The following is a 23,345-nucleotide window of genomic DNA, read 5'->3' as shown; positions in this document are numbered from 1 at the left end:
ATCACCGCCGGGCGGCCAGCACGTGCACGATGCGGTCGGCCGCCAGGGCGGGATCGTCGGCCAGCCCGACCAGCTCGCCCCATGACCACCGGTAGAACCACCCCTCGGAGAGCGGCACGCAGTCAACGGTCTCGGCCAGGATCACCGCGTCGGGATCGCTGATGCGCAGCGCGGGCGGATAGGGCCGCAGTGTGGCCGTCAGCCCGCGCTGTTCGAGCTCCGTGGCCAGCTTGCCGAGATAGTACGTGCGCGTGTGCTCGCGCGGCGTGGCCGACATGGCTCCATCAAAGCGGAAGTAAGGCGAAAAATCCCGCTAGTTGTGGATGCGCTCGGCTCCCTTGCGCTGCTCGCGCTTGTAGAACAGCATTCGCAGCGGAATCGCCGCCACAAGGGCGATCTGCATGCTCGCCCCGATCTTGATCGGCAGGTCGCCGCCCTCGGGCCAGGCGACCCAGACGGTGAGGAACGCCACGTTCACCATGATCCACCCGAGCACGACGGCCGCGAGCTGGCCCTTCGGCTTGGGATATTCGATGCGGCTGACCATCAGCCAGGCCACGGCGAGCACGCCGAGCAGGGTCCAGAAGCTCGGCTGGAAGAGCAGCACGATGGAGATCACGGTCATGGCGCCCATCGGGATGGGCAGGCCCATGAAGTCGCCGCTCGTGGTCTTGACGCAGGCGAACCTGGCCAGCCGCACGACCCCGGCGACCAGCACGGCCGCGGCCGTGGCGAGCACGGCGGTGAACGGCACCTGATCGGTGAACCCGCCCCAGATCACGACCATGAACGCGGGCGCGAAACCGAAGCTGATGACGTCGGCCAGGTTGTCGAGCTCGGCCCCCATGGCGGAGGCGCGGAAGCGGCGCGCGACGAGCCCGTCGAACAGGTCGCACGTGGCGCCGATGAGCAGCAGCACGATCGCCGTGGCGAAGTAGCTGGGCTCGGGCGTGAACCGGCCGCCGCCCACCTGAAGCTGCTGGATGGCGGAGTAGGCCAGCACGCACACCGCGAGGAAGCCGCAGACGGCGTTGCCCAGTGACAGCGAGTCCGCGGCCGACAGGCGGAACGCCTTTCCGACGGGACCTCGAGGTTCTTCCTCATCCGCCTGCCAGCTGCCGGCGTCAGCCGCGGTCAATTCTGGTCACCCCCGCAACCGTCTTCTCCCCCACGGAGACCGCGGGAGATATCCCTTCGGGCAGGTAGAGGTCGACCCGCGAGCCGAACCGGATCAACCCGATCCGCTCTGCCTGCGTGACCTTCGCACCGGCACTCAGGTATGGCACGATCCTGCGCGCCACCGCGCCCGCGATCTGCACCATCTCGATGTCGCCCAGCGTGGTCTCGAAATGCCACACCACGCGCTCGTTCTGGTCGCTGTCCTTGTTGAACGCCGGCAGGAACCCACCTGCCACATGCTGCACGGATGCGACATTTCCCGCAAGGGGGGCACGGTTGACGTGCACGTTCAGCGGACTCATGAAGATCGCGACCCGGGTGCGGCCGTCGGGCCAGGGATCGATGCTCTGCACCACGCCGTCGGCGGGTGACAGGATGCGCCCCCCGCCCGGCGTGCGGTCGGGGTCGCGGAAGAACCAGAGCATCCCGCCGGTGAGCGCGCTCAGCGGAACCGCCGCGAGCGCCCATCGCCGGTCTCGGCGCGTCAGCAGCACGGTGGCGGCCGCCGCGGCCGCCGTCGGGAGGAGCCACGGGGAGACCCCGCGTGCGAGCCTTACGCGGCTCGACTTAGCAGAATCGTCTGACACGTACAACCTTTGGTGGTGATAGGACTGGGCGCTTTGCCGTGATGTTACAGAACGAGCAACTATGACACGGCACAACTACACAAGCAAAGCGCCTCGAAGCCCTTTTCGCTAGACCTGCTCCGGGTGCGTTTCCTCGCCCTTGCGCGTGTCCATGCGGGCCTTGATCAGGCTGGCCACGGTGGTGATGACCATGGTGGCTCCGATGACCGAGAGCGACACCCAGATGGGAATTTGAGGCGCCCAGGAGACATGGCTGGAGTGCAACGCCTCCAATACCAGCTTAACCCCGATGAACCCCAGGATGAACGCCAAACCGTAGCTGATGTACACGAGCCGCTGCAGCAGGCCGCCCAGCAGGAAGTAGAGCTGACGTAGCCCCATCAGGGCGAACGCGTTGGCCGTGAAGACGATGAAGGGGTCTTTGGTGAGGCCGAAGATCGCCGGAATCGAGTCGAGGGCGAACAACAGGTCGGTGCTCCCGATGGCGACCATCACGATGAGCATCGGCGTGACCATGCGCTTGCCGTCGATCTTGACGGTGACCTTGGAGCCGACGTAGCCCTCGGTGGTGGGGAAGGCCCTGCGCACCCAGCGCAGCATGGCGTTCTCCTTGAACTCCTCTTCGTCGCCCTTGAGGTGCTGACGGACGATGTTGATCGCCGTGTAGACCAGGAAGGCGCCGAAGACGTAGAACAGCCAGCTGAACCGCTCGAGCGCGGCGGCGCCCAGCGCGATGAAGATGCCGCGCATGACGAGCGCGAGCAGGATGCCGACCAGCAGCACCTTGTGCTGGTAGGCCTTCGGCACGGCGAACCGGCTCATGATGATGAAGAAGATGAACAGGTTGTCGACGCTGAGGCTGTATTCGGTGATGTAGCCGGCGAAGAACTCCCCGGCCGCGCTCCCGCCCGCGGTGGCCCACATGAGCGCTCCGAAGGCGACGGCGAGGGCGACATAGAATGTCACCCAGTATCCGGCCTGCCGCATGGAGAACTCTCGGGCTTCCCCGCGGTCGACGATCCACAAGTCAACGGCCAGAACAACAAGAAGACCGCCGATCACGGCGATCCAGGCCCACACGGGTACGCTCACTCAAACCCTCCGGCATGCACGCATCATCGCCGGAGGTCTCTCCCGCCCGCGTGAATCTGCGGACCGGCAGCCCCGGGGGCCCCGTGGAGCGGGGCTACACCGTGATGACGAGGCTGTCGCGAAGGGATACTCCCCTCCCTAACCCAGGCAGTATATGAGAACGCCCCGACCTCACCTAATCATCCCTTCGATCTTCCCTTCGGTATACGGCCAGCACGCTCTCCACGGCATCGTCACCATCAGGCATCTCCCGCCCCCGCCGCACGGCCGCCTCGGCCAGCCTCAGTGCAGTTCCCGGGCTCGCCAGCAACTCCCGTACGGCCTCACGGAACCTGCCGGCGTCGCGGTACGGCACCAGGATCCCCGCGTCGGCCAGGATCTCCGGGATCCCGCCGACCTCGGAGGCGATGGCCGGAGTGCCGGCCATGAGCGCCTCCCTGAGCGTGAGCGGCTGCCCCTCCCACCGGCTCGGCATCACCAGGGCGACGGCCGCGCCGAGCAGGTCGGCCACGTCGTCCCGGTTGCCCAGCAGCAGCACGGGCAGGGCCTCGGCGTCGATCCTGCGCCGCAGTTCCCCCCGCAGCGGTCCTTCCCCGGCGACCACGAACAGCGGCCTTTCCCGCTCCGCGCCCGTCCACGGCCCGGCGGCGACGTCGAGCAGCGTGTCCAGCCCCTTCTGCTGGGCCAGCCTCGCGACCGTCAGCAGAAGGGGCCGCTCTCCCGCCCCCAGCTCCGCCCGGACCTCCTCAGGCGTCCGTTTGGCGGGCGGCAGCGCGGCAGCCGGCACCATGGCGGCCCGCACGTCACGGGCGCCGAGCCGGGTCATGCGCTCGCCGAGGTCGGGCGAGACGACCAGCACCTTGCCGGCCCGCCGCGCCACGATCCGCTCCAGCACGCCGTACACCAGGCCCACGAAGCCGCCCGCGGTCAGCGCGTTGTGCAGCGTCACCACCGGCCCGCGCCGTCCCAGCGCGGCCAGCGCCCCGGCCCGCATCCCGTGAGCGTGCACGATGTCGGCGTCCCGGGTCAGCCGCCTGAGAGCGAGCACCGCCCGCAGGTCGTTGACGGGATGCGGCCGATCGGAGACGGGCACCTCGACGAACCGCGCTCCCGCCGAGGAGAAGGCGAACTGCTCCTCGACACTGCGCGGCCCCGCCACGACCACCCGATGCCCCCGCCGCACCAGCCCTCGGACCAGCATCAGCACATACCGCCCGGTGCCCCCGGACGTGGTCCCCAGCACAAAAGCCACCCGCACGACCCACTCCCTCCTCAACCCGGCCACTGACCCCTCCTCAACCCCAACTCTCATCTCTCCGCAACCCCGCCGCTGATCCCTCCCCAATCCCACCACCCGTCCCTTCACAACCCCAACTCTCATCTCTCCACCACCCCGCCACTCATCCCTCCCCAACCCCAGTGCCCGTCCCTTCACAACCCCGCCACTCATCCCTCCCCAACCCCAGTGCCCATCTCTTCACAACCCCGCCGCTGATCGCTCCCCAATCCACCGCCCGTCTCTTCACAACCCCGGCGCTCATCTCTTCTCAATGCAGCTTGGCTCACCGGCAGCCTGAGCAGGCGCGGCTGGGACTACGCCGTCCCCGTCGCTGGCGCTGGCCGTGCTGCCGCTCATCCCTCCTCAGCCCCGCTACTCTTCGCTCCTCGACCCGGGCCACCAGCCGCCCTCATTCGGACGACCACCCGACATCTCCCCACAAGCTTCTCGACCCCTGTCACCTTCAACCACAGACCACGCGGGCGTCATCGCCCCGCTCCACAGCCCACACGGGCGCCGTAACCGCCTCGCGGCAGACCTCATGGCCGCCATGACCCTTCTCCACCGACCACAAGACCGCCATCACCGCTTTCACAGGCCGCACGGCCGTCATCGCCCCGGCTCCACCGACCACGACACCACTAGCGCCATGCGCCCGCCAAGCGCCTACTGCCCATCCCACGCCCTCAAGTCACGCCCCCAAATCACGTCGGCACCGCTACCCGTCCCAACGGCCAAACGATCCACTACGAGCGCCCCCGGCGGAGCAACCCGGCCACGGCGCCCGCGTCCTCGCGATCCGTCAGCGCCACGACCGCCGCCCCCACCACCAGCGCCACTACGGCGGCCACCACGGTCGCCCCCACGTTCGGCCACATCCCGCTCGCCCCGAGCCACCCGGCCACCGCCGCCCCCGCCAGGTACCCCAGCACCCCGCCGGCCACCGCCGCACCTCCGGCCCGGAGCAGCCCGGCCACGGCGGCCCTGCCCCGCGCCCGCACCACGGACCCGAGCAGCAGCGCCCCGCCCACGCTCATGCCCACGCTCATCCCGAGCGCCATCCCCCCGATCTCCCACTCATCGGGCAGCACCAGTACGAACACGGTCTGGGCGACCATCACCACCCCCCACCCGATCACGGTCCCGGTGGCGGCCGCCCGCCCGCGCCCGGCCGAGTAGAGCACCCGGCTCAGATGCGCGACGAGCCCATAGCCCACCAGCCCGGGCGCGAACATGGCGATCGCCGCGGCGAGCTGCGCCGGAGGCACGTCGCTCTTGCCCGCGAGGAACACCACCGCCCCCGGCCCGGACGCCGCCGCCAGCACCCCGGCGGCCAGCCCCGACACCAGCACCACCGCCCGGGTCGTGCGCGCCGTGAGCGCCGAGAAGGCCACCGGATCGCCGGCCTGCGCGGCCAGCCGGGGGAACGCGGCGGTGGCGATGGGCACGGCCAGCACCGCGTACGGCACCAGATAGATCGCCCACGCGTAGTTGTAGATGGCGATGGCCCCGTTGCCGATCGCGTGGTTCGACAGCACCAGCACCACGATCATGGCGGCCTGCTGGGCGAGCAGTGCCGCGATGCCCGCCAGGGCGAGCCTGCGCACCTGCCCGGCCACGCCGTCAGGGAACCGTAAGGTCGGCCGCCACCGCAGCCGCAGCCGCCCCACCGGCCAGAGCACGGCCAGCACCAGGGAGAGCACGCCCAGGCTCGTCCCCACGGACAACGCCAGCTCGGCGGGCTCCGGCACCCTGGCGGGGTCGCTCGTCCCACCACTGAGCGGCACGAACAGCAGGTACGCCACGATCACCACGATGCTCGACACCAGGGGCGCGACCGCGGGAGCGGCGAACCGCTTGTGCGACTGCAGCACGCCGTAGAGCACCACGGCCACGCCGTACAGCGGGATCTGGGGGGCGAAGACGACCAGCATCCGGGTGGCCACGGCGGTCAGCGCGCCGAGGTCGTCGCACCGGTCGACGCCGTCACCGAACAGCAACCCGATGATCGGCCCCGCGAACACCGCGGTGAGCACCGCCAGCGGCACGAGCACGACGACCACCCAGGTGAGCAGCGCCGAGCCGATCCGCCCCGCCCGCTCCCGCGCGCCGGGCCCGGCGTCGCCGGCGAGCACGGGGACCACCATGCCGGCCAGCGCGCCCCCGACGACGACCTCGAAGACGATGTTGGGGATCTGGTTGGCCGTCATGTAGGCGGTGGCCAGGCAGTTGGTGCCGACGGTCTGGGCGAAGGCGTACTGCTTGGCGAAGCCGGCGACGCGCGCCAGCACGGTGATCGCCCCGATGAGCATCGCGCCGCCCGCGACGCCCCGCGCCGTCACCACACCCACCCGACCTCCCCGGCCCCGCAACGCTTACGCAGACATCCTGGCAGGCCGGGCCGACAATCGTGACTCTCGGGTCACGCGTGGGTCACACTGTGGCGACCGGGCGGCGGCCGAGCATGTCGATGCGGTTGAGCACCGGGTTCGCGGCGATGACCTTGGTGAAGCTGACCTTCTCCGAGGCCGCGGTCAGCGCCGCGACGGTGCCGAGCAGCGCGTACCGGCCGGGCCTGCCGATCGTGGTGACGGCGGCGAGGCCGAGCAGGGCGCCCAGGGAGTTGGCCCCGGCGTCGCCGAGCATGGCGCGCTCACCGAGGTCGTCGGGCAGCAGCGCGGCGGCGGCGCCGAGCGGGACGGCGACCAGGGCGGCCGCGGCGGGCGAGCCGCGGAAGACGGAGGCGGCCAGCAGCGGGCCGCCGGTCAGCAGGCCCACCTTGATGGCCCGGCCGGGGCGCAGGTCGAAGAGGTTGGCGAGGTTCGCGGCGCCGGCGATGGTGGCGCCGTTGACCAGGGTGTCGACGGGGCCGTCGGAGACGAGGGCGGCGGCGCCGAGCCCGGTGGCGCCAATGCCGAGGATCTTGACGGCGCCGCTGGTGACCTCGCCGCGGGCGAGCGCGGTCAGGTGGCCCTTGAAGCCTTTGGAGGACGTGGTGCCATAGAGGTCGTCGTAGGCGCCCAGCGTCCCGCTGCCGACGCCCGCGAGCAGCGCCGCCGCGCGTACGCGGCCGGGCAGCCCCGGTGTGAGCGCGGCGGCGGCTCCTGAGCCGGCCACGAACGCGGGGCCTTCGAGCAGGGTGATCGGCTCGCCGCGGTGGTTCTTCCTGGTCCAGCGGCCCGACAGGTCGGCCGGGCGGTTGCGGGTGAAGGCCGTGTAGGCGGCGCGGGCGGCCGCGGCGCCGATGGCGGCTCCGGCGAGGGCGTACAGCAGGGCCCGGCGGGCAGGCATGTCAGCTCCCTGACTCGGTGGGGGTCGGAGTGGCGGACGTGTCGACGGGGATGGGGGCCGAGGCTCCCTTGCCGATGCCGTACTGGCCGGCCCGCCCGCTCAGCTGTTCGCGGAGAGAGTAGACGATCGCGACGCGCCCCACCGGCGTATCGGCGGTATCGACGGTGGAAACGCGCTTGGAGATCTCGCCCTCGTCGCGCAGGAGCGCGACCGGGTCGCCGAGCGAGGCGGCGCCGGCGGCGCCTCCGGCCAGCACCGTGCCCTTGCTGCCGAGGTCGAACCCGCCGGCCACGGAGACGAGCGCGCCCGCCTGGATCTCGCCGTTCTCGCCTTCGTACGGCTTCTCCGGCGCGAACATCACCGCCAGTGTGGCCCGCTTGGCCGGGTCGCCTTCGGTGCTGATCAGCCCGCCCGCCTCGAACGTGCTGATCACGTCGGCGGTGGCCGGGTTGGGGGTGGCGCTCTGGGCCTGGTCGGTGGTGACGAAGGTGGCGGAGAGCAGCGCGGCCGCCCGGTCCCAGCTCGTGGCCGTGGCGGGGAAGATCATGTTGACCGGCTTGAGCTGGTTGACCAGCCCGTCGAGCACGCCCTTGCCCTTGGGGTCGAGGAACTTCTCCGTCAGCGTGACGCGCCCGGAGACCTCGGCGCCCGCCTGGTCGAGCACCTGCTGGACGGCCTCGCGCACGGCGGTGCTGGAGCCCGGCGCGTCGATGAGCAGCACCCGCTGGCCGGTCAGGTCGCCGGCCACCATCTCGGGCGTCATCCCGGCGATGAACGTGTCGTTGCCCGCCTCTCTGCCGCGCAGGGCGTCGAGGTCGGCGCGCAGGCCGTTGTTGGCGTTGTAGAGCTCGTCGCTGGTCTTCTTGGCCAGATCGAGCGCCGGGTCCTGCAGCAGGGTGGTGCCCAGCACGATCCCCACCGCCAGAGCCAGGAAGATGGCGACGGTGGAGACGAGGTGATAGCGGAAATCGATCACGAGAAGAGTCCGACCAGCCAGAAGATGAACGCGTTCCAGAAGTCTTGCAGGCCGTTCAGCCAGGTCTTGCCGAGCGGCGAGGAGACGAGCGCGACCCCCATGGTGATCAACGCGGTGATCACCAGCAGGAGTAGCTGGGAGGTGGTGATGCGGCTGCGGTAGAGCCTGCTGACGCCCTTGGCGTCGATGAGCTTGCTGCCGATGATCAGCCGGGTGAGGAAGGTGCTGGCCATGCCGGAGCGCCCCTTGTCGAGGAACTCCTCCAGCGTGCCGTGCGTGCCGACGGCGACGATCAGCTCGGCGCCCTTGTCGTCGGCCAGGATCATCGCGATGTCCTCGCTGGTGCCGGTGGCGGGGAAGATCACCGCTTCGCGGCCGAGCTGGTGGACGCGCTCCAGGCCGGGCGCCCTGCCGTCGCGGTAGGCGTGTACGACGAGCTCGGCTCCGCAGGTCAGCGCCTTGGTGGAGACCGAGTCGAAGTCGCCGACGATCACGTCGGGCAGGTAGCCGGCCTCCAGCAGCGCGTCGGCGCCGCCGTCGACGCCGATCAGGACGGGCCGGTATTCGCGGATGTAGGGCCGCAGGGTCGCGATGTCTTCCTTATAGTGATATCCGCGCACCACGATGAGGACATGTCTGCCCTCCATGGGGGTGCGGATCTCAGGCACGCCGACTCCGTCGATGAGAAGCTTGCCCTCACCACGAACGTACTCCATCGTGTTGACGGCGAAAGCCTCGATCTGCACGGCCAGCCCGGCGCGCGCCTCGGCCATGGCGGCCTCGACGGCCTCGGTGGTCTGCTCCTCGCCCTTGCCGACCACGTCTTCGTCGAGATAGACGACCCCTTCGCAGACCCGGACGACGTCGCCGTCCTTGACCCGCTCGAACAGCTCCGCGTTGGCGTTGTCGACGAACGGCACGCCGGCTTCCAGCAGAATCTGTGGCCCCAGGTTGGGATAGCGCCCGCTGATGCCGCAGGCCACGTTGACCACGGCCGCCGCACCGCACGCGACGAGTGCCTCCGCGCTGACCCGGTCAACGTCAACATGGTCGATAATCGCTACTTCTCCAGGCTGGAGGCGTTTTGTAAGCCTCTTAGTACGCCGGTCGATTCTCGCCACTGCCGTTACACCGGGAAGGTCTCCGACCTTCCTCCCGCGGAGGCCCGGCATTCTGCTTCCCGGAACCTTCATCATGACCATCCTGCCAGAGCGAAACAGCGCAGAGGCCACGCATGACGCGGCGTGTCCGCTATGTCACCCAGGATCACCTGTCGGCGGCCGCGAGTCCCAGCAGTTCCTCGGCGTGCGCGCGGCCCAGTTCGGAGTCTTCCAGTCCGGCCAGCATGCGCGAGAGTTCGCGCACGCGGCCTTCATGATTGAGCGTGACGACGCCGCTGCGGACGACGCTGCCGTCGCTCGCCTTCTCGACCACGAGATGCTGGTCGGCGAACGCCGCGACCTGCGGCAAATGTGTGACCACTATCACCTGCGCCGTGCGGGCCAGCCTGGCCAGCCTGCGCCCGATCTCGACCGCGGCCTTGCCGCCGACCCCCGCGTCGACCTCGTCGAACACGAACGTCGGCACCGGATCGGCGCCGGCGAAGACCACCTCGATCGCGAGCATCACCCGGCTCAGCTCACCGCCGGAGGCGCCCTTGTTGAGCGGCAGGGGCGGCGCGGCGGGATGTGCCGCCATCCGCAGCTCCACCTCGTCGCGTCCCTCGGGGCCGAAGTCCTCGCTCTGGGTGAGCTGGACGACGACCCTGGCGTGCGGCATGGCCAGCGCCGTCAGCTCGTCGGTCACGGCCTTGCCGAACCGCTCGGCGGCGGCCTCGCGCACGCCGGTGAGCTCGGCGGCCAGCTCGGTGAGCCGGACGGTCAGCTCCTCCTGCTCGCGGGTCAGCTCGTCGATGCGCTCGTCGTCGCCCTCGAGCTCGCCCAGGCGGGCGGCCGACTGCTGCGCCCACTCCAGCACCCCGGCGCTGTCCTGGGCATATTTCCGGATGAGGCCGGACAGCAGCGACCGGCGTTCCTGCACTGCCGCCAGCCGCGCCGGATCGGCCTCGATCGACTCCGCGTACGCCGCCAGGTCGGTGGCCACGTCGGAGATCAGGTATCCGGCCTCGGCCAGCCGGTCGGCCACGCCGGAGAGCTCGCTGTCGAAGTCGCGCACGGTCTCCACGGCCGCCCGCGCCTCGCCGAGCAGGGAGATCACGTCGTGGGGGCCGCCCGTGGCCTCCATCGGGTCGCCCAGGAGCGCGGTGTGCGCGGTCGTCGCCGCGCTGCGCAGGGCGTCGGCGTGCGAGAGCCGCTCCTCCTCGGAGCGCAGCTCGACGTCCTCGCCCGCCTTGGGGTCGACCTTCTCGATCTCCTCCAGGCCGAAGCGCAGCCTGTCGGCCTCCTGCGCCCGCTCCCTGGCCCTGGTGGTGAGCTCGTCGAGCAGCGCGGCGACCTGCTTGTGCCGTTTGTACGCCTGCGAGTAGGCCCGCAGCGGCTTGACCAGCTTGTTGCCGGCATAGCGGTCGAGCGCCGCCCGCTGCCTGGCCGGCTGCAGCAGCCGCTGCTGGTCCATCTGCCCGTGCACCGCCACCAGGTCGTCGGCGAGGTAGGTCAGCGTGCCCACGGGAACCGTGCGCCCGCCGAGCCATGCCCTGGACCTGCCCTCGGCCGAGACGGCCCGCGAGATGATCAGCTCGCCGTCCTCGGCCGCGCCACCGATGTCCTCGACCTGCTGGGCGACGCGCCCGCCAGGCTCGATGATCAGCGTGCCCTCGACGGTCGCCCGGTCGGCGCCGGGACGGATGCGCGATGGATCGGCCCGGCCACCGAACAGCAGCCCGAGCCCGGTGACCACCATCGTCTTACCCGCGCCGGTCTCGCCGGTGACGACGTTGAAGCCCGGCGAAAGCTCGAGCACGGCCTCGTCGATGACGCCGAGCCCCTGGATGCGGACCTCCTCGACCCTGGGTCGCACTGCCCACTCCCGTTCACTGCCATGTCCGATGGTCACACCTCTGAGCGCAGACCTCGCGGCCTGCCACGGACCGCTGGGGACGGTCCGTCATGCCCACGTGATCCTACGCGCTATCCCCTCCATTCACTCAGGGTCGCACCCTTCCGCGCCATCCCTGAACAGGTAGCTCGAACTTGGCGACCAGCCTGTCGGTGAAGGGCGCGCCGGTGCTCTCGACGCCGTGCAGGCGCGCCAGGCGTACGGGCTCGGAGCCTCTGCGCACCTCGACGCGTGTCCCCGACGGAAGCTCGAACCTGCGGCGCCCGTCGCACCACAGGACCCCGCCGGGCGTGTCCGGCAGGATCTCGACGGCCAGCGTGGAGCGCGGGGAGACCACCAGCGGCCTGGCGAACAGCGCGTGGGCGCTGATGGGCACCATGAGCAGCGCCTCGACCTCGGGCCACACGACGGGGCCGCCGGCGGAGAACGCGTACGCGGTCGAGCCCGTCGGGGTGGCGCAGATCACGCCGTCGCACCCCCACCTGGACAGCGGCCGGCCGTCGATCTCGGCGACCACTTCGAGCATGCGCTCCTGCTTCTCGACGGTGGCCTCGTTGAGCGCCCACGTGTGGGCGAGCACCTTGCCGTTCTGCCGGGCGAGAACATCGATCGTCATGCGCTCCTCGACGTCGTAGCGCCCGGCCACGACGCTGTCGACCGCCGCCGCGAGGTCGGCGACCTCGGCCTCGGCCAGGAACCCGACATGCCCGAGATTGACCCCCAGCAGCGGCGTGCCGGCGGGCTTGGCCAGCTCGGCCGCGCGCAGCAGCGACCCGTCGCCGCCGAGCACGATCATGACCTCGGCGTCCTTAGCGGCGCTCGGGTCGGCGGCGACGGCCTCGGCCCCGCCGCACCCGAGTTCTTCGCTCTCGGAGTCGAGCACCCTGACATTGATGCCGGCGCCCACCAACCGGTCGATGACCAGCCTGGCGGTCTCGACGGCGACATCACGCCCGGTGTGTACGGCGACCAGGACGGTCCGTTTCATTGCGGCCCTTCCACGACGGCGCGCTGGATCTCGACTTCGAGGTCGGAGACCGGCGGCTCGCCCTCTCCCTTGCCCAGCCAGAGCAGATATTCCACATTTCCCGACGGTCCGGGCAGCGGGCTGGCGGTCACACCGCGCACCGTCAGCCCGAGCTCCTGGGCCTTGGCGGCGGCGTCGGCCACCGAACACGCCCGCAACCCCGGGTCGCGGACGACCCCGCCCGCGCCCACGAGGTCTTTGCCCACTTCGAACTGCGGTTTCACCAGCATCACGAAATCCGCGCGCGGCGCGGCGACCCCGACCAGGGCGGGCAGCACGAGCCGCAGCGAGATGAACGACAGGTCGCCCACGATCAGCGTGGGCGGCTCGCCGACCATCTCGGGGGTGAGGTCGCGTACGTTGACGCGCTCCATCACCGTCACCTTCTCGTCGGTCCGCAGCGACCAGGCGAGCTGGCCGTAGCCGACGTCGACGGCGAGCACGTGGGCGGCGCCGCGGCGCAGCAGGACGTCGGTGAACCCGCCGGTGGAGGCGCCCGCGTCGAGGCAGCGGCGGCCCTCCACCGACAGGCCCGTGAACGCCTCCAGCGCGCCGAGCAGCTTGTGCGCTCCGCGCGAAACGTAGTCGGGCCCGTCGTCGGAGGCCGCCACGACGATCGCCGAGGCGGTGTCGACCTGGGTGGCGGGCTTGCGGGCCTGCTGGCCGCCGACGCTGACCCGGCCGTCCTCGATGAGCTGGGCGGCCTGCTCACGCGATCGGGCCATCCCCCGGCGGACGAGCTCGCTGTCCAGACGGATCTTGCGGCTCACCGGCGTCCCATGGTCTCGTCGGCGGTGGTGTCGCCGGGCTCACCGGCGGCGTCGACGACGGTGGCGAGCGCGCCCTCCAGCCCGGCGAACGCCTCGTCGAAGACCGCGACGTGCTCGCTCACGGGCAGCTCGCCCAGCCCGCCGAGACCGGCCACGATGGCGTCGACCCGCTCATCGCCGGTCTCCTCCGGCACCTCAGTCATGACTCGACCGTAACGCCTCGCGCGAGCGCCCGGGACCTTGGCAGGCGTGTCACACGTTGAAGCTCATACGGGGGTGCTAGTGATGTGGAACGCTACCGTCCGCAAAGGGAAGAAAGGATGCGCATCATGGCAAGCGTCGAGGAGTGCCGGTCGGCACTCGCCAAGCTCGTCGCCCAGTTCGATGAGATCGACGAGGAGGACCGCGCCAAGCACGTGGTCGAGCGCACGGTCAGCGCTCGGGTGTCCGACCTCGACGTGATCTTCTACGGCCGGCTGCACCATGGGGGGCTCGACCCGTTCACGCAGGAGTCGCCACCGGACGGCAAGTCCGCGGACGTCAAGCTCACGATCGCGAGCGACGACCTGGTCGCGCTGGTGGACGGGGAGCTGGACCTGGCGCGGGCGCTGCTCGGAGGGCGGGTGAAGATCGACGCGAGCTTTGGTGACCTGCTCCGGCTGCGCCGGCTGATCTAGAGGGCCGTTGACCCGTCCCGTCGCCCAGTTATTTAATGGCATCGTTAACTATTTGGCGATGGGCGAACAAATGGGTCTGATCATCGAGACGGACCGCCTGAGCCGCGCCTTCGGCGATCATCCCGCCGTCGACGGCCTGGCCCTGGCGATCGCGCCCGGGGAGATCTTCGGTCTGCTCGGCCCCAACGGCGCGGGCAAGACCACCACCATCAGAATGCTGTCCACCCTGCTGCCGCCGAGCGGGGGCACGGCGCGGGTGTGCGGGTTCGACGTGGTACGGGCGGCCGGAGAGGTACGCCGCCGTATCGGATACGTGCCGCAGCAGGTTTCCCCCATGGGCCACTACCTGCTGACCGGCAGGGAGAAGGCCGAGATAGAGGCGGCGCTGTACCACGTACCGAGGCGGCGGCTGAAGGCCCGGGTCGGCGAGGTGCTGGAGCTCGTGGGGTTGACGGAGAGCGCCGGACGGCTCGTCCAGGAGTACTCCGGCGGCATGCAGAAGCGCCTCGAACTGGCCTGCGGGCTGCTGCACGAACCCGAGCTGCTCATCCTCGACGAGCCGACGCTGGGCCTGGACGTGTGGTCGCGCCACCACATGTGGGACCACATCCGCTCGCTGTGCGACGAGGGCATGACCGTGCTGCTGGCGACCAACTACATGGACGAGGCCGACCGCCTGTGCGACCGGCTGGCGATCATCGACCACGGGCGGCAGGTGGCCGGCGGCACGCCCGCCGGGCTCAAGGCCGCGCTGCTCGCCATCCTGGTGGCGGCCGGGCTGCTCACGCTGGCGCTCACGGCCACGGCGATGGCGCTGGCGTGCGCGGTGCCGTCACACGGGACGTTCTTCGCGATCACGGGGTTCGCGTCGCTGCCGCTGCTGTTCATGAGCAACGCGTTCGTTCCGCTCTCGGCGATGCTGGGATGGATGGAGGCGGTGGCGCGGCTCAACCCGCTGACGTACGCCATCGAGGCGATGCGCCTGCTGGTGCTCCAGGGGTGGAGCGGAGGGGTGCCCGTGTCACTGGCGGCGCTGGTGCTCGCCTCGGCCCTGCTCCTGACCGTGGGCGCCTGGCAGTTCGCCCGCCAGACCAGCCACCGCGTGACCTGACCGGCCAACCCACGTAAGGCTCGCCCACGTCCCCCTCAAGCCGCGGTGTACCCGTTCCGCTCTAGAACCGGCATGACCCGCATCCCTTCGGACCATCCTTCACCCGAACGCGCTCGAGCATCGGCTTGACCGCGTCCCGCCCCAATCGCCCTTCACCCGACCGGCTCGAGCATCGGCTTGACCGCGTCCCGCCCCAATCGCCCTTCACCTGACCCGCTCAAGAACCAACGTGACCACGTCCCGCCCCAATCGCCCTTCACCCGATCCGCTCGAAGACCAACGAGACCCACATCCCGCCCCAACCACCCCTCACCCGATCCGCTCGAGGACCGGCTTGACCGCGTCCTCCTCGAGCCGTCCCTCACCGGCCGCCGCCCAGGCGGCGTCGCAGGCCGCACGCAGCCCGTCGATCCGGCTGCCGTCGCCGTCAAGGTGCAGCACTCCGTCCTGCCACCGCGCCCGCCAGCCCCCGCACGCGCCGTCCCGGACCTCGGGATAGGGCTGGAGCAGCGCCCCCAGGTCCTCCCCGATGTACGTGGGCCGATGCCGGGGCTCGGCGGTCAGCGCGTCGACCGGCGTGGCGACCCCGGTGAGCACCAGCAGGCTGTCGACCTTGGCGTTCGAGGCCCCCTCGATGTCGGTGTCCAGCCGATCTCCCACGACCAGCGGCCGGCGGGCACCCGTACGGATCATCGACTCCCGGTGCAGCGGCGGGTCCGGCTTGCCCGCGTACACGGGCTCGACCCCGGTGGCGGTGGCGATCACCCGCACCATGGACCCGTTGCCCGGCAGCTCCCCCCGCCCGGTCGGCATCGTGCTGTCACCGTTGGAGGCCACGAACAACGCCCCCTGCCGCACCGCCAGCGCCCCTTCGGACAGCAGCCCGTACGACAGCCCGGGCGCGATCCCCTGCACCACCGCCACAGGCGACTCGGCCGCCGTCGAGACCGGCCGCAGCCCTCGGGCCCGCACCGCCAGCCGCAACCCGGACCCACCCACCACCAGCACGTTCGACCCCGCCGGAACCCGCTCCGCGACCAGCCGCGCGGCTGCCTGCGCCGAGGTCACGACATCGGCGGCACCCGCGGGGGCGCCGAGCGCGCGCAGATGGGCGGCGATGGCGGCCGGCGTCCGAGAGGCGTTGTTGGTCACGTACGCGAGCCGCGCACCTTGTCCCTGCGCCCGCTCCAGCGCCTCCGGAGCCCCGGGCACCGCCTGGTCACCCAGGTAGACCACGCCGTCGAGGTCGAGCAGCAGGGTGTCATAGCCGTCGATCAGCACAGCGCCTCTTCCTGTTTGACTCTCACGCCGCGTGAGACTTTAGCGTCGCCTTCGTACCTGCCTACAGGAAGGATGGCCATGACCGCGAACCTCAAGCTCACCGCCAACGACCGCGCGGAGCTGTTCGGCGACTTCGACCCGGACGAGCACGCGGCCGAAGCCGAGCGGCGCTGGGGCGATTCACCGGCCTGGGCCGAGGCGACGCGCCCCACGTCGTCGTTCACGAAGGAGGACTGGAAGTGTTTCATGGCGGAGGCGGGCGACATCTCGGCCCGCATGGAGGAGGCGATGCGCTCGGGCGCCCCGGCGGACGGCGACCAGGCCATGGACCTGGCGGAGGAGCACCGGGCGCACATCACCCGGTGGTGCTACACCTGCACGTACGAGATCCACCGCGGCCTCGGCGACATGTACGTCTCCGACGCCCGCTTCACCACCGCCATCGACCGGACAGCCCCCGGCCTGGCCGCGTACTACCAGGCCGCCATATCCGCCAACGCCACCCGCAACAACCCCTGACATACCTTCGAACCACGCTGACGGGGCAACGGAAGCTCCGTCAGCGCGCCCCTCCCACACCCCCTCACCCCACCGCACTCACTGCATTGCACCGCACCGCACCGCACCGCACCGCACCGCACCGCACCGCACCCACCACGCCGTACCCCACCCGCTGCACCGCACCACAAGCCGCACTCACCGCGCCACACCGCAAGCCCGCACTCGCCGCACCACACTCATCGCACCCCACCCCACTCACCCCACTGCACCCCACCCCACTCACCCCACTGCACCCCACCCCACTCACCCCACTGCACCCCACCCCACTCACCCCACTGCGCCGCGCCCCACTCACCGCGCCGCGCCGCAAGCCCGCACTCGCTGCACCGCATCCCACTCACGGCACTCATCGCGCCGCAGCCCACTCGCTGCACCGCACCACACCGCGCCGCAAGTCGCACTCCCTGACACCGCACCCCACTCGCTGCACTGCACCTCAGCGCACGGCACTCACCACACTGAATTTCGACCGACCGGCCATTACATTTCGCGGCGAGCCCGCAACGTAGCGCGCACACTCTTCAACGCCGACACATAATGGCGCTCGTCCGGTCGCATGGCCACGGCGATGGCCAGCGGTTCCTGGGCGCCCTCCACATCCCCGGTCCGCCACAATGCCAATCCCAGCCCGAAGTAGGCATAATCCTCGGCCGGATTCGCGTCCACGATCTGCCGGAAACTGGCCGCAGCCTCGGCATACTGCCGCGAGTTGAACTGCGCCCGCGCCAGCGCCTCCAGGATGCTGCGCGATTCGGGTTCGGCCGCTGCGGCCCGCTCGAGCAAAGCCGCCGCGGCAGCGGGACTTCCCTCTTTCAGCAACTTCACCCCACGCTGGTACCAGTCGTAAACGCCGCCTCGGGGAGTGCCCTCGCTCTCGTCATGAACATTTCCGTCGTGGGACATGCGTGAGGACTCCTTCATAGCTAAAGGCGACCCCGCCCCGCCCTGCTGCGGAACGGGCGCGACTACAACCGTGGGGCGTCTCCCGGAAGGCGCGGGCATTTATGACACCATGCCCGGTATGGGGACTCCTGAACTGCCGGCACCGGATGGTCTGGTGCTACGGCCCTTCCGAGGCGTACGTTTCGCTGTCGAAGATCCCGCCAAGGTGACCTCCCCACCGTACGACCTGATCTCGGACGCCGACGTGCAGGTCCTCCTGGACTCTCACCCGAACAACGTCGTACGCCTCATCCTTCCCTGCTCTTCCCCCAGCGATTCCTCATCCCCCCAACCCCATCACCCGACCATTTCTCCCGATCACCTCACCGGCCCTTCCGACCTGGCCGGTCTTCCCCGTCGCCCCGCCGGCCCTCCTGACCTAACCAGCTCTCCAGATCACCCTGCCGCTCTTCCCGACCCGGACGGTCCTCCCGATCATCTCGTTGACCCTCCCGGCCCCGCCGCTCTTCCCGAGTTGGCCGATCCCCCCGATCACCCCACCGGCCCTCCCAACCTGACCGATCTTCCCCATCACCCCGCCGACCTCCCCGACCTCCCCGACCATCCCGCCGGCTCCTCCGATCACCCCGCTGACCTCTCCGACCTGGCCAGCCTTCCCGGCCATCCTGCCGATCCCTCCGCCCATCACGCGGGTCCTCCCGACCCGGCCGGCGAGGTCCCTGGTCAGGCTCGTTACGCGGAAGCCCGCGACACACTGCGGGCCTGGCTGGACGCGGGCGTGCTGGTGCCGGACGAGGTGCCGGCCCTGTACGTCTACGAGCAGAGCGGCCCCGAGATCCTCCAGCGCGGCCTGATCGGCGACGTGGGCCTGACCGACCCCGGGCAGCGCATCATCCTGCCCCACGAGGACGTCCTGCCGGGTCCCGTCGCGGACCGGCTCGCCCTCATGAGCACCACCCGGGCCAACCTCGAACCGATCTTCCTCCTGTACGAGGGCGGCGACGGCACCGCTACTGGCCTGGTGGACGAGGTGGCCACGAAACGACACCCCCTCATCTCCACCCACACCGAAGACGGCCTGACCCATCGCCTCTGGGCGATCACCGACACCGCCGAGATCCACGCGATCAACGCCGACCTCCACCACCGGCAGGCACTGATCGCCGACGGCCACCACAGGTACGCGACCTACCGCATCCTCCAACGCCAGGAACACGCCACCCACCAGCCCTCATCGGAGCGGGGACACGCGGACGGGCCGTGGGACTTCGGGCTGGCCCTGCTCGTGGACTCCACCGCCTACCCTCCCGACCTCAAGGCCATCCACCGGGTGATCCCCGGCCTCCCCCTGGCCGAGGCGGTCGCCAGAGCTCGGGACGCGTGGCACGTAGACGACTTCGACGACCTGGTCCAGGGCCAGTCCGCGCTGGAGGCGGCCCCCGAGCCCGCTCTCCTGCTCGCCGACGCGAAGGGCGCGCACCTGCTCACCGCCCCCGACCCCGTACAACTGGCCCGCGCCATGCCGGCCGACCACTCCGACCGCTGGAACTCCCTGAACACCTCGATACTCAGCGAGTTCGTCCTGCCGGTGCTGTGGGGCAGGCACGACAGCGAGCAAACGGTACGCATCGTCCACCACCACGCGTCCGCCGCCGTACAACTGGCTGCCCGAACCGGCGGCACCGCCGTCATCCTCAAGCCGCTCGCCGTCGAAGACGTGGTGGCCGTAGCCGCCGGAGGCGAACGAGTCCCCCGCAAATCCACCTCCTTCGGCCCAAAACCAAGAACCGGCCTTGTCCTACGCACATTCGCCACCGACTAAAGGCCATGCCGAGCCGAGATGGCCCGCGCACCTGACAGCGATGATCGCCATCGGGTGAGAACCGACGACCTGTCGCCGTGAATCGTCTCGGACGATCTGTGGCAGCGAATCGATCAATCGCCACCGAGGCGCGACGGAAAGCGTCTTGCCGGGCCATCCGGGCAATTGGCACCGAAGCCGCTGGATGGCCGCATGGCACCGTATGGAATCTTGTGGGTGCAATCACAGGTCCCCTTCGCGAACTCCTCACGCGCCCAGGCTCCTGGCGCCCAACCAAGGGCCCTCGACGAACTCCCTACGCGGCCAGGCCGGGCGCTTGCCCAGATGAGCCTTCTCCGTGAGGGCCCGGCCCTCTGCGGGCCGCCGGAGCCAGGCCGCGCAGAGGGCTGGCACCTCGCGGGCCCCATTTCACGCCAAAACAAACGACAACAGCCGTCCTCGGCCGACGCCCTCAGTCAGCCGGTAGGTGCCAGATAGCGAACCTGCCGAGGGACCAGTGCTGCGACGTTCCCGTTGGTATGGCCCTCAGAAGCGGCAGGTCGCGGAGGATCCTCCGCAGGGTCGTCGGGTGCCGACAGGTCCACCTCGTACGGCCTGGCGGTGTCGACCTCCACCTCGTACCTCCAGATCTTGGCGGCCGACGGGCCGAAGACGCGACAGCGGAACGCGCCCGTCACCTCGACGTAGTCGCGAGGCTTAAGGCCGCGGACCACAGCCGCCGTCTCCGGGTTGAACGTGATGCACGGGATGCTGTCGGTCAGCGCCGCGCCACGTCTGTGACGGCGACGGCGCACGATGATGCGCCATTTCGTCACGGTGTCGCCGCTCGGCAGAGGGTGCTCCTCGACCTGCGCGGACAGCCTCCCCACCAGCAAGACTTCGTTTCGATCCACCGTCGTCCTCCTATCGGTGCTCTGGTGGAGATCACTCTCTACGATGAGGGGAAGGCCGGATCGGCTAGAACGCCGTTCTGGGGATAACGGCTAAACGCTTGGGAGTGCCTGTGGACAACATCACCGCGTTAGGCGGCGACGTCTATGAGATCGACACCAAGATGGCCGGATACTCGGGCATAACGGCTGGTTACCTGATTCTGGGCGACCGGCCGTGCCTGGTGGAGACGGGTACGTCGACCTCGGCGCCCGTGGTGCGTGACGCGATCGCCTCGCTCGGTGTCGGCCCGGACGACCTGGCCACGGTCGTCGTGACGCACATTCATCTGGATCACGCCGGCGGCGTGGGCGACATCGCCAAGTTCTTCCCGTCCGCCCAGGTCGTCGTACACGAGAAAGGCGCCCGCCACCTGGCCGAGCCGTCGCGGCTGATGGCCAGCGCCAGGATGGTGTGGGGCGACAAGCTCGACACCCTTTTCGGCGAACTGTCCCCGACCGAGGCGGAGCGCATCGTCGCCCTCGGCGACACCGGCGCCATCAACCTCGGCAACGGGCGTACGCTGAACAGCCACTACTCGCCCGGCCACGCCAAGCATCACGTGGGCCTGGTCGACTCCGCCACCGGCGATCTGTACGTCGGCGACGCGGCCGGCGTCTACCTGCCCGAAACGGGCGATCTGCGCCCCGCGACCCCTCCACCGGACTTCGATCTGCGGACCGCGCTCGACTCGATCGCGTTATTCGAGGCGCTTGGACCGCAGCGGTTGCTGTTCAGCCACTATGGGCCGGTTGACGCCGTCCGGGAGACCCTGGAGCGGTCTGCGGAAGAGCTACGGGTCTGGGTGGATCTCACGCGGCAGGCGCGGGCGGAGGGGATGGACCTGGACCACGCCGTCGCCATGGTCAGAGACCGTACGAAGGAGCGCTACGCCGCGCTGACGCCCGACGAGGCCGTGAATGAGCAGGTCGAGCTGCTCAGCGGCGCCCAGTCGAACGTCGCGGGGATCCTGCACTGGCTCGACCGCGTCTCCCCGTGATCACCACTCGGCGATCACGGGGAGACGCGGCACTTCCACGCCGTCCATGCGGCGCGCGAACGCACACAAATGGTGCCGACCCGTGGAATCCAAATGCGGCCGCCGCCGGGCCGTGACAGCCCGCCGTACCCGAGAATTCACCGGGTACGGCGGGGCGCCGGGCCTGCACCCGACTCATGCCCTGACCGGCGGCGGCAGACCGCACTGCCTGAACCTCAACGACGTCAGTCGTCGGTCTTCGGCTGCCGGTCCTTGGCGGTCGGGCCGTCGCCTTCGTCGAGCACGTCACCGAAGTGAGGCTCGATGAACGCCGGGGTGATCCCCGGTGTCCCGGCCTGCCGCTGCTCTACCGGCTTCTCGGCGTTCTCCGACCCGCCGGGTTCCGCGTCATCGGACTCCGACTCGCCGGATTCCGCGTCATCGGACTCCGACTCGCCGGATTCCGCATCCACGGACACCGCATCCTCGGACACCACCGCATCCTCGGACTCCGCGCCATCGGACTCCGGTCGACTGGATTCCGTGTCGTCGGACTCCGCCTGGCCGGGTGCCGCGTCATTGAGGTCGGCCTCAGTCGCGTCCGACGGGTCATCGAGTTCGTCGTCGTCCGGCTCGACCTCGGCGGCGTCCTCCGAGTCATCAACCTCGACATCGTCGGAGTCGGAGTCATCCTCCAGAACGTCGCCGGCCACGGCGGCAGGCTCCGTACCACTGTCGAGAAGGTCGCCCGCCTCGGCGATGGCCTCGGCTTCGTCCACGTCGTCCCCGGGCGTGTCCCCGGCCTCCGCCGCCACACCGGCGTCGTCGAAGTCGTCCTCGTAGTCGAACTCCTCCTCGACGTCCTCGATGACGGATCCGGTGAGCTCGGCGTACCGCTCCGCGGCCTCCGTCTCCCCCTCCTCGTCGAACGCCATGGCCCGGCCGAACCAGTCGGTGGCCGCCTCCTGGTGCCCGGCTTCGGCCAGCGCGTCCGCGTACGCGAACGCCAGCCGCGCCGACCAGGGCTTGGGCTGCGGGTCGCGCAGCTCCGGCAGGCGCTGCAGGGTGATCACGGCCGCGTCGTGCTGACCGAGGTCACGGCGGGCGCCGGACTCGACGATGGTCAGCTCGATGCGCCCGGCCCGGTCGAGACGTTCGGCTTCCGGCGAGCGTACGAGGTCGATCGCCCGCTCCGGACGACCAAGCCCGCGCTCGCAGTCGGCCATGACCGGCAGGTACGCGTCCGATCCGGTCATCCTCCTGGCCGCCCGCAGGTCGCTCAGCGCCTCGGAGAAGTGACCGGCACGGTAGGCGACGATGCCCGCGGCCTCACGTACGACACCGATGCGGGCCGCGAACCGGCGCGCCACCTTGGTGTGCTCGTGCGCCTGGTCCGCGTCGTCGTCCTCGAGCGCCCGCTCGGCGGCGACCAGGTGCCGGCCGACAAGGTCGGCGAGGTCGCCGGGCAGGGAGCGCAGCTCCTCCAGGACTTCCTTGTCGAGCTCGTCCGCGGCGATGTCGGGCGCCACCTCGGGCAGCTTCTCACGCTGAGGAGCCTCGTCCGTCCCCTCACGATCAGACCGCCCGAACCGAGCGCGGGCCCCTCCACCGGGACGCTCATCGCGACCGTCCCGCGAGAACGGGCGTGCGTCCCGAGAGTCGCGACCGCCACCACCCTCACGCCGGTCACCGTACCCACCTTCACGACGGGGGCCACGGTCATCCCGGAACCCACCCTCACGACGCGGACCACGATCCCCTTGGTACCCACCCTCGCGACGCGGGCCACGGTCGCCCTGGAACCCGCCCTCACGGCGCGGACCCCGATCGTCCCGATCACGGAACGGCCGACGCTCCTCACCCTC

Annotated in this window: 22 protein-coding genes and 1 pseudogene; 6 read left to right on the top strand and 17 right to left on the bottom strand. The window is 70.3% G+C overall.

Features of this window, described 5'->3' with window-relative positions:
• Nucleotide 1: 1 nt before the first annotated feature.
• From AB0I15_RS39210 to AB0I15_RS39150, 13 genes are all read right to left on the bottom strand, one after another.
• Nucleotides 2-277 (bottom strand): hypothetical protein, encoded by a 276-nt coding sequence (locus AB0I15_RS39210; RefSeq protein ID WP_358107476.1) that lies wholly within the window; start codon nucleotides 275-277, stop codon nucleotides 2-4.
• A 36-nt stretch (nucleotides 278-313) separates the two neighbouring features.
• On the bottom strand, nucleotides 314-1,138 hold the full coding sequence (gene pssA, locus AB0I15_RS39205; protein WP_358107472.1) for a CDP-diacylglycerol--serine O-phosphatidyltransferase: 825 nt from the start codon (nucleotides 1,136-1,138) through the stop codon (nucleotides 314-316).
• Complete coding sequence (locus AB0I15_RS39200; protein WP_358107721.1) at nucleotides 1,125-1,766, bottom strand: phosphatidylserine decarboxylase; 642 nt, start codon at nucleotides 1,764-1,766, stop codon at nucleotides 1,125-1,127. The genes pssA and AB0I15_RS39200 overlap by 14 nt, the downstream gene beginning before the upstream one ends.
• A 108-nt stretch (nucleotides 1,767-1,874) precedes the next feature.
• On the bottom strand, nucleotides 1,875-2,858 hold the full coding sequence (locus tag AB0I15_RS39195; RefSeq protein ID WP_358107470.1) for a TerC family protein: 984 nt from the start codon (nucleotides 2,856-2,858) through the stop codon (nucleotides 1,875-1,877).
• Nucleotides 2,859-3,033: 175 nt separating this feature from the next.
• On the bottom strand, nucleotides 3,034-4,116 hold the full coding sequence (locus tag AB0I15_RS39190; protein WP_358107467.1) for a glycosyltransferase: 1,083 nt from the start codon (nucleotides 4,114-4,116) through the stop codon (nucleotides 3,034-3,036).
• A 767-nt stretch (nucleotides 4,117-4,883) separates the two neighbouring features.
• Nucleotides 4,884-6,488, bottom strand: coding sequence for a lipid II flippase MurJ (locus AB0I15_RS39185; RefSeq protein WP_358107464.1), 1,605 nt, complete (start codon nucleotides 6,486-6,488; stop codon nucleotides 4,884-4,886).
• A gap of 82 nt (nucleotides 6,489-6,570) precedes the next feature.
• Nucleotides 6,571-7,428, bottom strand: coding sequence for a hypothetical protein (locus AB0I15_RS39180; RefSeq protein ID WP_358107461.1), 858 nt, complete (start codon nucleotides 7,426-7,428; stop codon nucleotides 6,571-6,573).
• A gap of 1 nt (nucleotide 7,429) precedes the next feature.
• Nucleotides 7,430-8,404, bottom strand: coding sequence for a copper transporter (locus AB0I15_RS39175; RefSeq protein ID WP_358107458.1), 975 nt, complete (start codon nucleotides 8,402-8,404; stop codon nucleotides 7,430-7,432).
• On the bottom strand, nucleotides 8,401-9,597 hold the full coding sequence (steA, locus tag AB0I15_RS39170; RefSeq protein ID WP_358107718.1) for a putative cytokinetic ring protein SteA: 1,197 nt from the start codon (nucleotides 9,595-9,597) through the stop codon (nucleotides 8,401-8,403). Before steA ends, AB0I15_RS39175 begins: the two co-directional genes overlap by 4 nt.
• A 73-nt stretch (nucleotides 9,598-9,670) precedes the next feature.
• A complete protein-coding gene (gene recN / locus AB0I15_RS39165) occupies nucleotides 9,671-11,380 on the bottom strand; it encodes a DNA repair protein RecN (protein WP_358107455.1) in 1,710 nt (569 codons plus the stop codon).
• A gap of 127 nt (nucleotides 11,381-11,507) precedes the next feature.
• A complete protein-coding gene (locus AB0I15_RS39160; protein WP_358107452.1) occupies nucleotides 11,508-12,407 on the bottom strand; it encodes an NAD kinase in 900 nt (299 codons plus the stop codon).
• Nucleotides 12,404-13,216 (bottom strand): TlyA family RNA methyltransferase, encoded by an 813-nt coding sequence (locus AB0I15_RS39155; protein WP_358107449.1) that lies wholly within the window; start codon nucleotides 13,214-13,216, stop codon nucleotides 12,404-12,406. The genes AB0I15_RS39160 and AB0I15_RS39155 overlap by 4 nt, the downstream gene beginning before the upstream one ends.
• On the bottom strand, nucleotides 13,213-13,419 hold the full coding sequence (locus tag AB0I15_RS39150; RefSeq protein ID WP_358107446.1) for a hypothetical protein: 207 nt from the start codon (nucleotides 13,417-13,419) through the stop codon (nucleotides 13,213-13,215). The genes AB0I15_RS39155 and AB0I15_RS39150 overlap by 4 nt, the downstream gene beginning before the upstream one ends.
• A 126-nt stretch (nucleotides 13,420-13,545) precedes the next feature.
• Here AB0I15_RS39150 and AB0I15_RS39145 point away from each other — a divergent pair, with 126 nt between their 5' ends.
• Both AB0I15_RS39145 and AB0I15_RS39140 read left to right on the top strand, forming a co-directional pair.
• Nucleotides 13,546-13,893, top strand: coding sequence for an SCP2 sterol-binding domain-containing protein (locus AB0I15_RS39145; protein WP_358107443.1), 348 nt, complete (start codon nucleotides 13,546-13,548; stop codon nucleotides 13,891-13,893).
• A gap of 58 nt (nucleotides 13,894-13,951) precedes the next feature.
• On the top strand, nucleotides 13,952-15,004 hold the full coding sequence (locus AB0I15_RS39140) for an ATP-binding cassette domain-containing protein (protein ID WP_358107440.1): 1,053 nt from the start codon (nucleotides 13,952-13,954) through the stop codon (nucleotides 15,002-15,004).
• Nucleotides 15,005-15,313: 309 nt separating this feature from the next.
• On the opposite strand, the gene AB0I15_RS39135 is transcribed toward AB0I15_RS39140, so the two are convergent.
• Nucleotides 15,314-16,285, bottom strand: a complete 972-nt coding sequence (locus tag AB0I15_RS39135; protein ID WP_358107437.1) for an HAD-IIA family hydrolase — start codon at nucleotides 16,283-16,285, stop codon at nucleotides 15,314-15,316.
• Nucleotides 16,286-16,363: 78 nt separating this feature from the next.
• Here AB0I15_RS39135 and AB0I15_RS39130 point away from each other — a divergent pair, with 78 nt between their 5' ends.
• Nucleotides 16,364-16,804 carry a TipAS antibiotic-recognition domain-containing protein gene (locus AB0I15_RS39130; RefSeq protein ID WP_358107434.1) on the top strand — a complete coding sequence of 147 codons (441 nt, stop codon included), beginning with the start codon at nucleotides 16,364-16,366 and terminating at the stop codon, nucleotides 16,802-16,804.
• Nucleotides 16,805-17,326: 522 nt separating this feature from the next.
• Here the strand turns inward: AB0I15_RS39130 and AB0I15_RS39125 are convergent.
• Nucleotides 17,327-17,749, bottom strand: coding sequence for a tetratricopeptide repeat protein (locus AB0I15_RS39125; RefSeq protein ID WP_358107431.1), 423 nt, complete (start codon nucleotides 17,747-17,749; stop codon nucleotides 17,327-17,329).
• On the opposite strand from AB0I15_RS39125, the pseudogene AB0I15_RS39120 reads away from it, so the two are divergent.
• Both AB0I15_RS39120 and AB0I15_RS39115 read left to right on the top strand, forming a co-directional pair.
• Nucleotides 17,748-18,062, top strand: a pseudogene (locus tag AB0I15_RS39120) (DUF1015 family protein); the annotation flags it as partial. The gene AB0I15_RS39125 and the pseudogene AB0I15_RS39120 sit on opposite strands and share 2 nt — an antisense overlap.
• Before the next feature lie 201 nt (nucleotides 18,063-18,263).
• Nucleotides 18,264-19,571: a DUF1015 domain-containing protein gene (locus tag AB0I15_RS39115; protein ID WP_358107714.1), complete on the top strand. Its 1,308-nt coding sequence runs from the start codon at nucleotides 18,264-18,266 to the stop codon at nucleotides 19,569-19,571.
• 455 nt (nucleotides 19,572-20,026) lie between these two features.
• Here AB0I15_RS39115 and AB0I15_RS39110 read toward each other — a convergent pair whose 3' ends face one another.
• Complete coding sequence (locus AB0I15_RS39110; protein ID WP_358107428.1) at nucleotides 20,027-20,464, bottom strand: single-stranded DNA-binding protein; 438 nt, start codon at nucleotides 20,462-20,464, stop codon at nucleotides 20,027-20,029.
• A gap of 110 nt (nucleotides 20,465-20,574) precedes the next feature.
• Here AB0I15_RS39110 and AB0I15_RS39105 point away from each other — a divergent pair, with 110 nt between their 5' ends.
• Nucleotides 20,575-21,501: an MBL fold metallo-hydrolase gene (locus tag AB0I15_RS39105; RefSeq protein ID WP_358107425.1), complete on the top strand. Its 927-nt coding sequence runs from the start codon at nucleotides 20,575-20,577 to the stop codon at nucleotides 21,499-21,501.
• Nucleotides 21,502-21,725: 224 nt separating this feature from the next.
• Here the strand turns inward: AB0I15_RS39105 and AB0I15_RS39100 are convergent, their stop codons facing one another.
• Nucleotides 21,726-23,009, bottom strand: a complete 1,284-nt coding sequence (locus AB0I15_RS39100) for a hypothetical protein (RefSeq protein WP_358107422.1) — start codon at nucleotides 23,007-23,009, stop codon at nucleotides 21,726-21,728.
• Nucleotides 23,010-23,345 lie beyond the last annotated feature (336 nt).

The sequence above is a fragment of the Nonomuraea sp. NPDC050643 genome, assembly GCF_040654715.1.
GTDB lineage: Bacteria > Actinomycetota > Actinomycetes > Streptosporangiales > Streptosporangiaceae > Nonomuraea.
This window is presented reverse-complemented; position numbering and strand designations above follow the sequence as displayed.